This is a genomic window from Sphingorhabdus sp., assembly GCF_029865925.1.
Taxonomy (GTDB): domain Bacteria; phylum Pseudomonadota; class Alphaproteobacteria; order Sphingomonadales; family Sphingomonadaceae; genus Sphingorhabdus_B.
The window spans coordinates 20,041-31,900 of the sequence record NZ_JARXAI010000022.1 but is presented as its reverse complement, the minus strand read 5'-3'; the positions used below and the strand labels follow the sequence as shown (position 1 = coordinate 31,900).

General features: G+C 53.7%; 10 protein-coding genes. 3 read left to right on the top strand and 7 right to left on the bottom strand.

From position 1 onward, the window contains the following. Together QE270_RS01865 and QE270_RS01860 are read right to left on the bottom strand one after the other, a co-directional pair. On the bottom strand, positions 1–1,673 hold a 1,673-nt coding region (locus QE270_RS01865; RefSeq protein ID WP_300034301.1), incomplete at its 3' end, for a CarD family transcriptional regulator. Next, complete coding sequence (locus tag QE270_RS01860; protein ID WP_300034298.1) at positions 1,670–1,957, bottom strand: succinate dehydrogenase assembly factor 2; 288 nt, start codon at positions 1,955–1,957, stop codon at positions 1,670–1,672. The genes QE270_RS01865 and QE270_RS01860, both read right to left, overlap by 4 nt. A gap of 60 nt (positions 1,958–2,017) precedes the next feature. Between QE270_RS01860 and recG the strand changes: the two genes are divergently transcribed. Beyond that, entirely contained in the window at positions 2,018–4,078 is a 2,061-nt protein-coding gene (recG, locus tag QE270_RS01855; RefSeq protein ID WP_300034295.1) for an ATP-dependent DNA helicase RecG, read from the top strand. Here the strand turns inward: recG and QE270_RS01850 are convergent. Then, the gene (locus QE270_RS01850) at positions 4,075–4,329 is read right to left on the bottom strand and encodes a PilZ domain-containing protein (RefSeq protein ID WP_300034291.1); all 255 of its coding nucleotides are present in this window, start codon (positions 4,327–4,329) and stop codon (positions 4,075–4,077) included. The genes recG and QE270_RS01850 overlap by 4 nt on opposite strands. Before the next feature lie 163 nt (positions 4,330–4,492). Next, positions 4,493–5,719, bottom strand: a complete 1,227-nt coding sequence (gene tyrS, locus QE270_RS01845) for a tyrosine--tRNA ligase (protein WP_300034288.1) — start codon at positions 5,717–5,719, stop codon at positions 4,493–4,495. Positions 5,720–5,766: 47 nt separating this feature from the next. Between tyrS and QE270_RS01840 the strand changes: the two genes are divergently transcribed. Both QE270_RS01840 and QE270_RS01835 read left to right on the top strand, forming a co-directional pair. Then, positions 5,767–6,312: a DOMON-like domain-containing protein gene (locus QE270_RS01840; RefSeq protein WP_300034285.1), complete on the top strand. Its 546-nt coding sequence runs from the start codon at positions 5,767–5,769 to the stop codon at positions 6,310–6,312. After that, positions 6,309–7,508, top strand: coding sequence for a DUF1343 domain-containing protein (locus QE270_RS01835; RefSeq protein WP_300034282.1), 1,200 nt, complete (start codon positions 6,309–6,311; stop codon positions 7,506–7,508). The genes QE270_RS01840 and QE270_RS01835 overlap by 4 nt, the downstream gene beginning before the upstream one ends. Here the strand turns inward: QE270_RS01835 and QE270_RS01830 are convergent. The 3 genes from QE270_RS01830 to rpoD form a co-directional block, all read right to left on the bottom strand. Then, positions 7,505–8,689: a VWA domain-containing protein gene (locus tag QE270_RS01830; RefSeq protein ID WP_300034279.1), complete on the bottom strand. Its 1,185-nt coding sequence runs from the start codon at positions 8,687–8,689 to the stop codon at positions 7,505–7,507. The genes QE270_RS01835 and QE270_RS01830 overlap by 4 nt on opposite strands. Before the next feature lie 99 nt (positions 8,690–8,788). After that, a complete protein-coding gene (locus QE270_RS01825) occupies positions 8,789–9,634 on the bottom strand; it encodes a MoxR family ATPase (RefSeq protein WP_300034276.1) in 846 nt (281 codons plus the stop codon). 165 nt (positions 9,635–9,799) lie between these two features. Then, positions 9,800–11,845: an RNA polymerase sigma factor RpoD gene (gene rpoD / locus QE270_RS01820; RefSeq protein WP_300034272.1), complete on the bottom strand. Its 2,046-nt coding sequence runs from the start codon at positions 11,843–11,845 to the stop codon at positions 9,800–9,802. Positions 11,846–11,860 lie beyond the last annotated feature (15 nt).

Genomic DNA, 11,860 nt, shown 5'->3' with positions numbered 1-11,860 from the left:
CGCTGCCATGCTTCGCCGCCCAATTTATCCAGCGAGACATGCTCGCTGTCCGAACCATAGCGTGAGAGGACATCAATATTCTCGACGGGGACGTATAATTTGTCACCGCCCGAATAGGTCAGGGCAACGCAGTCATGCGGGCTGTTGCCGACGGGGATGGAAATTAGGCCTTCATAACGCCCGATACCATGGTCTTGGTGCACCACTAGGTCGCCTGGTGTCAGCGCCGCCAATTCGGCCAAGAAAGCATCAGCGGATTTGCGGCGTTTCTGGCGCCGAACCAACCGGTCGCCTAGCATGTCCTGTTCGCTCAGAACGACGAGGTCTGGCGTGGTATAGCCATGGTCAAGCGGGAGCACGACCATTGCGGTTTGCCCCGCCGCAACGCCTAAGGCCTGTTGCCAGCTATCGACCAGGATTATGGTTGGTGCCTTATGGTCCGCCAGCAGGCCCTTTAAGCGTTCGCGGGCACCAACCGAGTAGCTCGCGATCACTGTCTTGGTTTTGGATGCGTGGAGTGACTTGAGATGGGCAGCTACGGCTTCATAGACGTTCGTTTTTTGTGCCCGCTCTGGCGCGAAGTCACGCGCTGCGCCAATGCCAAAATCGATGATGCTCGCTGAGTCTGGTTGCGCAAAGGGTGTTAAAAGATGCGCAGCGTTATCGGCAAATAATTGCTCGAGTTCATCGCCGCTTAAATACAGCATTTCAGGGGGCAAGGGGCGATAACTGCCAGGTTCAGCCGCCTGCGCCTTTACGCGGTTTTCGTGATAGTCGGTAATGGCATCGAGCCGTGACTGGCCTGCAGCAATCGCGCCGCTGTCCAGGATTATCAGGGCATCTGCACCAGCATGATCGAATATCGTCGCCATCCGCTCTTCGAACAAAGGCAACCAATGGTCCATGCCCGACAGTCGGCGGCCTTCGGACACGGCTTGATATAAGGGATCGCCCGTTGCGGTTACGCCAAAGCGTTCGCGATAGCCCGTGCGGAAGCGCTTAATGGCCTCCTCATCCATCAATGCTTCAACGGCGGGCAAGATATCAAAATGTTCAACCTGATCGATGCTGCGCTGGTCCGATGGGTTGAAACGGCGGATGCTCTCAATTTCGTCGCCGAAGAAATCGAGGCGCAAGCCAACTTCGCTTCCCGCCGGGAACAGGTCGACGATGCTGCCGCGGATGGCAAACTCACCCGCGTCGGCAACGGTATCGACACGGAAATAGCCATTGGATTGAAGTAGGGACGCAAGCCGTTCGCGGCTTATTTCGAGGCCGGCGGCCAAACGCTCACCAGTCTGGCGAATACGAAATGGCGTCACATATTTCTGGATCACCGCGCCAATGGTCGTGACGACCAGCTGCTTTTTTTTTGCAGGCTGTTGAAGCGCCTGCAACGTTGACATGCGTTGCGAGGTTACGGCCACCGATGGCGACGCCCGGTCATAAGGCAGGCAATCCCAACCTGGGAGGATCAATATCTCAAGTTCGGGCGCAAAAAAGGGTGTCGCGTCGGCTATCGCGCGCATGGCGGCTTCATCCGGCGCAATATACAGCGTGCGTGTTTTTGTCGCTCGTGTCAGGTCGGCCAGCAACAAAGGCACAAAGCCATTTGGCACCGACGCAAGCGTTAGTGCTTGGCGGCTGTTTATGATCCGCTGCAGGTCAATCATGACTTGTGCGAACTAAGCCCTTCCGGGAGCAAAATGAAATCAAGCTGCATCATCAGGTCCATTAATGGGCCAGCAAAGGCAGGGTCGGGCTCTGCCGTCCCCAGCGCCCATGCCATGATGTCGACATCCTGTTCATCAATCAGCCGCTCAAACCATTCAAACTGTACTGGTCCCCAGTCAGCCGAATGATGGTCGAAAAATCCACCAACCATGGCGTCTGCCTCACGCGTGCCACGGTGGTGCGCACGATAATGCAATTTACGACGATAGGGGTCAGCGTCCATATCATGCATCCTTTAAGCTTGTGGTGGAATATGAATTGCGGGTTATAAGCGGCCCTAGTCATGCGCCCCGATATACTCAATCCGTTATTTGCAGAAGTACGTGCCTTAAAAGGCGTTGGTCCTGGTCTTGCCAAGCCGTTGGAGCGACTTGGGCTGGAGCGGGTGAAGGACGTATTATATCATTTTCCCAATAGCTGGACCTATCGAAAGGCGGTCTCGTGCTTGGATGTCGCCGATGTTGGCAATAACATCATCCTCACTGTCACCGTCATTGATCATCGGGGTGGTAGCAGTCCGCGGGCACCATTACGGATTTTTGCCGCTGATTCAGGCGGCAATTATATCACGCTCACATTCTTCGGCCGAAATGGTGGCTGGGCCCGAAAACAGCTTCCTGTCGGCGAGCAACGCATCATTTCGGGCAAGCTAGACCGTTATGGTGACGAATTGCAGATGGTGCATCCTGACCATGTCGTACCAATTGGCAGCGACGCTTCGCCGGGCCTTGCCGAGCCTATTTATCCGCTGTCCGATGGCCTTACCAACAAACGTATGGGGCAGTTCGCAGCGGCATCTTTGCAGGACTTACCTGATCTCGCCGATTGGATTGAGCCGACCTTGCTATCCAGTCGTGGTTGGTCAGGATGGTCCGCGTCTATCAACATAGTGCACAACAAGGATGACCAAGGCGCGCGGGATAGGCTGGCTTATGATGAGCTATTCAGCAACCAACTTGCGATGCGGCTGATCCGCGCGGCGATGGACAAACGCACTGCCGTGCCGATCCGCGGGGACGGCTCTTTGGTGTCAAAGCTGCAACTGCCGTTTGCGCTGACGGGCGCGCAGCAGCGCGCTATTACCGAAATTGAAGGCGATCTGGCGCAGTCACGGCCCATGCTGAGGTTGCTCCAGGGCGATGTTGGTGCGGGCAAGACGATGGTTGCGCTCATGGCGCTGCTGCGCGGTGTGGAAGCAGGCATGCAGTCTGCCATGTTAGCGCCCACCGAAATACTCGCGCGGCAACATTATTCCAGCCTGCAAAAACTGCTTTCAGGGCTCCCAATTAACATCGCAATCCTGACTGGGCGGGAAAAAGGCAGTTTGCGTGAGGCTACATTGATGGGGCTCGCCGATGGGTCCATCCATATACTTGTAGGTACCCATGCGATATTTCAGGAAGCTGTGACCTATAAGGCCCTTGCGGTGGCGGTGATTGATGAACAACATCGGTTTGGCGTGTCGCAACGGTTGATGCTGTCACGCAAGGGCAGGGGCGTGCCACATTTGTTGGTAATGACCGCAACGCCGATACCACGCAGCCTTGCGCTTGCGGCTTATGGCGAAATGGATAGCTCGATTTTGGATGAGCTTCCGCCCGGACGGACGCCAGTAGAAACCCGGGTGATGTCTCAAGATCGCTTACTGGAACTGGTCGATGGCGTTGCGCGTCATCTCTCCGCTGGGAAACAAGCATTTTGGGTGTGCCCTTTGGTTGAGGAAAGCGACAAAAGCGACCTTGCCGCCGCCGAACAACGCGCGGAGCAGCTGCGCTTGCGTTTTGGTGAGCAAGTTGCATTGGTCCACGGACGCATGCGCGGGCCCGAAAAAGATGCCGTCATGGAACGCTTTGTGGCTGGCGAAACGCGTCTACTGGTTGCGACGACGGTTATAGAAGTTGGCGTTGATGTCCCCAATGCCAGCCTGATGGTGATAGAGGCGGCGGACCGGTTTGGTCTTGCGCAATTGCACCAGTTACGCGGGCGGGTTGGCCGAGGGTCGGAAAAATCAGTGTGCATTCTGGTCCGCGGTGCGCACATAGGTGAAACTGCGCGCGCGCGATTGGCGTTAATGCGTGAGACCAATGATGGCTTCCGCATCGCTGAGGAAGACCTGAAGCTTCGCGGGGCAGGCGAATTGCTTGGCACTAGGCAGTCTGGCGAAAACCTTTTTCGCGTTGCCACGCCTGAACAAGTGCGTGCGTTGATCGGCGTTGCAGCAGACGACGCGCGGCTGTTGCTCGATCGGGATGGCGGTCTTGATGGGGCACGCGGCCAAGCGGCACGGATGGCATTATACCTATTTGAACGTGACGCAGGCGTCGCGACGCTGCGGGGCGGTTAGCCGGTTTTTGGACCAATGATATCCAGCAGGGCCAGAAAGTCGGGCAAGCGTAACGCGCGTTCAAACTGCAGCCCCAGACGTTGTTCCACTGTCCACGTGACAAGTGCCTCAATCCGGCCAATGACGGGTAACCTTCGTTCAACACGCTCCGCGCGCTGATAGCCAGGATTGCCATCGATCATGAAGCCATGTGCTGACACATTCACGATATGGATCGTTTTTTCTCCATCCTGCCGGCTCTCGGCAATCACCTTGTGGCTTGCCCGATGACGAGCCTTGCTGCGTAACTCCGCATCCGAATTCTGGGAGGCTTTCGCAATGCGTGGAACCCTCTTTGCTTGTTGATTGAAGCAACGGGTTACGTCCAAGTTACGAATAATTAGTAAAGTTGCCGCGTGGGCAAGCCAGCGCCACTTAGATAAATTGTATTAAACCGTGTTTCTTCTTACCGGCCGAAATCTTAACGGGGGTAGCCTGCTGCGCGATCATGGCTTCTTCGTCGGTCACGGCGTCTCCTTCGACGCGCGCACCGCCGCCCTGAATCATCCGACGCGCCTCTTTTTTTGATGCAACAAAGCTCAATGCAACCAACGCGTCGATGACGGATATATCGCTGGATGCGTCAAAAGTAGGAAGGTTCCCGCCGCTTGCGCCCTCTTCGAATGTCTTGCGCGCAGTCTCGGCGGCAAGTGCTGCAGCGTCGGTGCCACGGCATAACTCTGTAGCCGCGTTGGCAAGGGCAATCTTCGCGGCGTTGATTTCCGAACCATCAAGCGCTTCAAGTCGTGCAATCTCGTCCATCGGCAGATCCGTAAATAAACGCAGGAAACGACCGACATCACGGTCATCGGTGTTGCGCCAGAACTGCCAATAATCATAATCGGGCAACTGTTCGCGGTTAAGCCATATCGCGCCAGAAACCGATTTGCCCATCTTGGAACCATCGGCCTTGGTAATGAGCGGTGTCGTCAGACCAAATACCTCTGCGCCATCCATCCTGCGGGCGAGTTCGATGCCGTTGATGATATTGCCCCACTGGTCCGATCCGCCCATTTGCAGGCGTACCCCAATGGTCTTGCTGAGATGACGAAAGTCATAGCCCTGCAATATCATGTAGTTGAACTCAAGGAAGGTCATGGGCTGTTCGCGGTCAAGCCGCAGCTTCACCGAATCGAAGGTGAGCATACGGTTAATCGTGAAATGCGTTCCGACCTGTTGCAGCAGTTCAATATAACCGAGTTGCCCAAGCCAATCATGATTGTTAACCATCACTGCGTCCGTTGGACCATCCCCAAATGTCAGAAAACGTTCGAAAGCGGTGCGGATGGAAGCGATGTTCGACTCGATTGTCTCATCGGTGAGCATCTTGCGCACTTCGTCCTTGCCCGTCGGGTCTCCGATCCGCGTTGTTCCGCCGCCCATGACGACCACTGGTTTATGCCCTGCCTGTTGCAATCTGCGCAGCAGCATGATCGACACGAGATTGCCAACATGAAGCGATGGCGCAGTCGCGTCGAAGCCGATATAGGCTGGCACAATCTCTTTAGATGCCAATGCATCAAGCGCCGTGGCATCTGTCGTCTGGTGAATATAGCCACGTGCATCGAGCAGGCGGAGGAGATCGGAAGTATAAGCAGTCATAACGCGTCCGCGCCTAGCATGGAGTTTCGACATTGGCCAATATTTCGATGACCGAGGTTCCGTTGATCTACCATCCGCAGTCCGATGCTGGTGGGATCGAAGCTATCGATGTCACTGCCACGCTTGGGCAAGGCGGAGAAATCGAACTGGTCTATCGCGTTACTGGCGCAATAGAGGCGTTAAAAATTGCCGATCCGGCAAAACCAGATCGAGCCGATGGTTTGTGGAAAAATACGTGTTTTGAATTATTTGTGGGAAATCCCGAAGACAAATCCTATCTCGAGTATAATTTTGCGCCCTCGGGCCAATGGGCGGCATATCAATTTTCAGGCTATCGTGCAGGAATGGCGCAATTGGAGACAGGTGCGCCAATCATTAGCGTGGCGCAAAGCGGCGATGTTCTTATCGTTTCCGTGACGCTTTATGTGCCTGACACAAAGCGGGATGCCAACCTATGGGCAGGTATTAGCGCGGTCGTCGCAACCAAAAGCGGGGAAATTTCTTATTGGGCATTGGCACATCCGGCTGGCAGCCCCGATTTTCATCATAAGGATTGCTTTGCCCTTAAACTGGAGGCACGAAGCGGCGTATGAAATTTGGAATTGATCGCCTTTTGGCTGAGCCTGAACTACGTGCACTAATGAAGGGCAGGCGCGTTGCCTTGCTGGCGCACCCCGCTTCTGTAACCGTTGACCTGAACCATTCGTTGGATGCGCTCGCTGCTATAAGTGACGTCAATGTGACCGCCGCTTTTGGGCCGCAGCATGGTCTGCGCGGCGACAAGCAGGACAATATGATGGAAACGCCGGATTTTATGGACCCTGCCCACAACATCCCGGTATTCAGCCTCTACGGTGAAGTACGCCGCCCAACGGCTGAATCGATGGAAACCTTTGATGTCCTCTTGATTGACTTGCAGGACTTGGGGTGTCGGATTTATACCTTTATAACCACCATTCTATACATTCTGGAGGCCGCTGCAGAGCATGGAAAGACAGTTTGGGTACTCGATAGGCCAAATCCAGCTGGGCGCCCTGTAGAGGGCCTTACATTGCTTCCTGGGTGGGAGAGTTTTGTCGGCGCTGGGCCAATACCGATGCGGCATGGCATGACGCTGGGTGAGCTTGGCCATTGGTTTATTGATCATTACCGTATCGATTTGGATTATCGGGTGATTCACATGGAGGGATATGCGCCGGATGCTGCGCCCGGTTTCGGTTGGCCAGCGGACCGGCTATGGATCAACCCAAGCCCGAATGCGCCCAATATTAACATGGCGCGCGCGTATGCCGGCACTGTGCTGCTTGAAGGCACAACATTGTCCGAGGGCAGGGGGACCACGCGGCCGCTTGAGATATTTGGCGCACCCGACATCGACGCGCGCAAGGTTATCGCTGAAATGCACAGCTTCGCGCCGCAGTGGCTTAAAGGTTGTCACTTACGGGAAATCTGGTTCGAGCCGACGTTTCACAAGCATGTGCATCAGCTTTGCCATGGCGTGCATATCCATGCCGAAGGCCAAGGTTATGATCATCAAGCTTTCCAGCCCTGGCGGTTACAGACATTGGCGTTCAAGGCCATTCGCAGGCTGCACCCCGACTATGACTTATGGCGCGACTTTCCATACGAATATGAAATCGGCAAGCTTGCGATTGATGTCATTAATGGCGGACCAGCGTTGCGCGGATGGGTGGATGCACCTGACAGCACGCCAGAGGAATTTGACGCCATGACGTCAGTCGATGAACAAAGCTGGATTGAAGAGCGCCGCCAATATCTGCTGTATTAATGGCCGTGTTTACGGCTTAGCTCGCGCATCGCGTCATCAAGCCCTTCAAGCGTCAGCGGATACATGCGGTCGTTCATCAGCTCTTTGATGATCTTCGTGGATTGCGAATATCCCCATTGCTTTTCAGGGACGGGGTTTAGCCAAACCGTTGCGGGGTAGGTACTGGTGATCCGGTTCATCCAGACAGCACCCGATTCTTCATTGAAATGTTCAACCGAACCGCCGGGATGGGTGATCTCGTAGGGGCTCATTGATGCGTCGCCCACCATTACAACCTTATAGTCATGCGGGAACTTATGGAGAAGGTCCCACATTTGCGTGCGTTCGCTAAACCTGCGTTTATTGTCTTTCCAAACGCCCTCATAAGGACAGTTGTGAAAATAGAAAAACTCTAGGTTTTTGAATTCACTCGTCGCGGCACTGAATAATTCTTCGCACAATTTGATGAATGGATCCATCGACCCTCCGACATCCAGCATTAGAAGCAATTTAATGGCATTGCGGCGCTCGGGGCGCATCTTGATGTCTAGCCATCCTTGGCGCGCAGTGCCGTTAATCGTGCCATCAATGTCGAGTTCTTCCACTGCGCCATCGCGGGCAAAGCGGCGCAGGCGGCGCATTGCGATTTTGATATTGCGCGTGCCCAATTCTTTCGTGTTGTCGAGATTTTGAAACTCGCGCTTATCCCACACTTTGACTGCGCGTTTATGTTTGGACTCGCCTCCAATCCGGACACCTTCGGGATTGTACCCTGAATTGCCATAAGGTGATGTGCCACCCGTGCCGACCCATTTGTTGCCACCCTGATGGCGCTTTTCCTGCTCCTCAAGCCGCTTTTTAAGCGTCTCCATCAACTCGTCCCAGCTGCCCATCTTCTCTATCTTCGCCATTTCTTCGGGCGACAGATATTTTTCGGCGATGGCTTTTAACCAATCGGCAGGGACGTCGACGGGGTTCTGTCCATATTCGGTGAATATGCCTTTGAAGACTTTTCCGAAAACCTGGTCAAAACGGTCAAGCAATGCCTCGTCTTTGACCAAAGTAGCGCGGGCAAGATAATAGAATTCTTCGGGGCTCTGGCTAATGACGTCAGCGTCCAGCGCAGCTAGTAACGCCAGATGCTCCTTAAGCGACGCCGAGATGCCCGCTGTCCGCAACTCTTCCATGAATGAAAAAAACACCGGCGGGCTCCTGTATAAAATGACCAATTAAGCTGTAGACGGTCTAGCGGCGCTAGCTGTTATGCGACAATTGATAACCCCAGCGCAATCGAACGGATGCTAATTATTTGGACGGCGCGCCATGAAAGCAAGCCGTTCGAACAGCATGATGTCCTGCTCGTTCTTAAGCAGCGCACCATGCAGAGGCGGTATGGCCTTTGTCGGGTCACGCGACTGAAGTACGTCCAATGGCATATCTTCATGCAGCAACAGCTTTAACCAGTCTAACAACTCGCTTGTGCTTGGTTTTTTCTTTAGACCTGGGACGTCCCGGACTTCGTAGAAAATATCCATAGCTTTCGAAACGAGCATCTTTTGAATGCCTGGGAAATGGACATCGATAATCGCTTGCATGGTCGTGCGATCAGGGAATTTGATATAATGGAAGAAACAACGGCGCAGGAACGCATCAGGCAATTCCTTTTCGTTGTTTGACGTGATGATAACGATGGGTCGTTCCACCGCCTTGATGGTTTCCTGAGTTTCGTAAACGAAGAATTCCATGCGATCGAGCTCTTGCAACAAGTCGTTAGGAAATTCGATATCGGCTTTGTCGATCTCGTCGATCAACAACACGGGCAGCTGGGGCGCAGTGAACGCCTCCCACAATTTGCCCTTTTTGATGTAATTTTTGATGTCGTGCACACGCGCCTCGCCCAATTGGCTATCGCGAAGACGCGCAACGGCGTCATATTCATACAAGCCCTGATGCGCCTTTGTTGTGGATTTGATATTCCATTCGATGAGCGGCGTACCGAGCGCTTTTGCTATTTCATATGCCAAAACGGTTTTACCCGTTCCAGGTTCACCCTTGACCAACAAGGGCCGGCGCAATGTCGTCGCAGCGTTAACGGCGACCTTTAAATCATCGGTAGCTACGTAATTATCAGTGCCTTGAAAGCGCATGGAGGTACCCCGTTGGTTAATCGAACGGTTAATTCGTTAAGTTGCCCGTTGTCGTTATGCAATAGGCTATAAAAATGCGCGCGATCCCATTATGCCACGCGCAACAAAACCGGGCGCAATCTTGCGTGCAAGAAAGGGCCCGTATGTTCAATTTTGTCTGTCTGATTACTGGTCTAGGAAGCTGCGCATTTTACGGCTGCGGCTTGGGTGCTTCAGCTTGCGCAAGGCCTTGGCTTCGATCTGGCGAATACGCTCGCGCGTCACGCTGAACTGTTGACCCACTTCCTCAAGCGTATGGTCGGTATTCATTCCGATGCCAAAGCGCATGCGTAGCACGCGTTCTTCACGCGGCGTCAGCGATGCAAGAACGCGGGTGACAGTCTCTTTCAAATTGGCCTGAATCGCTGCATCTACTGGAATGACAGCGTTTTTATCTTCAATAAAGTCGCCCAAATGGCTGTCTTCTTCGTCACCAATTGGCGTTTCAAGGCTGATTGGTTCCTTGGCAATTTTCATCACCTTGCGCACTTTTTCCAGCGGCATAGAAAGGCGCTCGGCCATTTCTTCCGGAGTTGGCTCGCGGCCTTGTTCGTGCAGGAACTGGCGGCTCGTGCGCACAAGCTTGTTGATCGTTTCGATCATGTGCACGGGAATACGTATCGTACGTGCTTGGTCAGCAATCGAACGGGTGATTGCCTGACGGATCCACCATGTGGCGTATGTGCTGAATTTATAACCTCGGCGATACTCGAATTTATCAACCGCCTTCATCAGGCCGATATTGCCTTCCTGAATGAGGTCAAGAAACTGAAGGCCGCGGTTGGTGTATTTTTTGGCGATGGAAATCACGAGGCGCAGATTGGCTTCAACCATTTCCTTTTTGGCGATACGCGCTTCGCGTTCACCCTTTTGCACCATGTTCACGATGCGGCGGAATTCGCCAAGCGACATGCCGGTATTCGCGGCGATATCCGCTATCTCGCTGCGGACACGCTCAACGCTCTCAGCCTCATTGGTGGCAAAAGCCGTCCATTTCTTGTCGATGTTCGACACATCTGTGAGCCAGTTTTCGTCAAGCTCATGGCCCATATAGCTATCAAGAAACGCTTTACGCGGTACCTTGTGCCGCTCTGCCAAGCGCAGCATTTGACCACCCAGGGCAGTTAGGCGGCGATTGAACGAATATAATTGGTCGACAAGATACTCGATCTTGTTCGCATGGAATTGAACACTTTCAACTTCGGCGGTCAATTCTTCACGTAATTTGTGATACTTATTTTCCAAAGCTATGGAAAAATCTTCGCCTGCGTTCAACGCGCGCATGCGTTCACGTTGAATGTTGGAAAATTTCTTGAACAATGATGTGATCTTGGCAAACCGCTCGAGCGCCGCGGGCTTCAAAGCCTCTTCCATCTGCGCTAGGCTGAGGGTGTTGTCTTCTTCTTCTTCTTCCTCCACAGGGGGCGAACGCCGCTCCGTCATATCATCATCTTCGTCGCTTGCCGCTGCGGGTTCGTCTTCGACTTCTTCTTCCTCTTTATAGGAGGGCCCTGCGGTCTTCTCGCTGATTTCGCCGTCGCCTTCTTCTTCACTGTCTTCGGTGAGGGATTCAGGCGCAGGCTCCTTAGAAAGCATGGCATCAAGATCGAGGATTTCGCGCAACTGCATTTCGCCGTCGTTGAGCGCATTTGACCAATCAATGATCGCGTGGAACGTGATCGGGCTTTCGCATAGGCCCAAGATCATGGTGTCGCGCCCGGACTCGATCCGCTTTGCAATTGCAATTTCGCCCTCGCGCGATAACAATTCAACCGCGCCCATTTCGCGCAGATACATGCGGACAGGGTCGTCGGTGCGTTCACCGGTGCCTGTTTTCTTGATCGTGTTAGTCAGCGAGCGGGGATCATTTTCGGAAATGTTGTCGATGGTTTCGACTTCTTCCTCTTGCTCCTCCTCCTCACCATCTTCGACGGCTTCGTCATTCTCAACGATTTGAACGCCCATGTCGTTAATCGCCGACATGACGTCTTCAATCTGTTCGGACGACATCTGATCCTGCGGTAGCGCCGCATTTAGCTCGTCATAGGTAAGGAAGCCCCGGCGCTTCGCCTTAGCTAGCAGCTTTTTGACAGTCGCATCATTTAGGTCAATCAGCGGTGCATCACCGTTTTCGACAATATCTTCTTCGTTTTCATTTGCGCGACTTGCCAAAATAATTCCCCGTTA

Bases quoted from the DNA above. Each gene is read 5' to 3' on its own strand.
- QE270_RS01860 (WP_300034298.1), bottom strand. From the start codon at position 1,957: ATGGACGCTGACCCCTATCGTCGTAAATTGCATTATCGTGCGCACCAC.
- recG (WP_300034295.1), top strand. From the start codon at position 2,018: ATGCGCCCCGATATACTCAATCCGTTATTTGCAGAAGTACGTGCCTTA.
- tyrS (WP_300034288.1), bottom strand. From the start codon at position 5,719: ATGACTGCTTATACTTCCGATCTCCTCCGCCTGCTCGATGCACGTGGC.
- QE270_RS01840 (WP_300034285.1), top strand. From the start codon at position 5,767: ATGACCGAGGTTCCGTTGATCTACCATCCGCAGTCCGATGCTGGTGGG.
- QE270_RS01835 (WP_300034282.1), top strand. From the start codon at position 6,309: ATGAAATTTGGAATTGATCGCCTTTTGGCTGAGCCTGAACTACGTGCA.
- QE270_RS01825 (WP_300034276.1), bottom strand. From the start codon at position 9,634: ATGCGCTTTCAAGGCACTGATAATTACGTAGCTACCGATGATTTAAAG.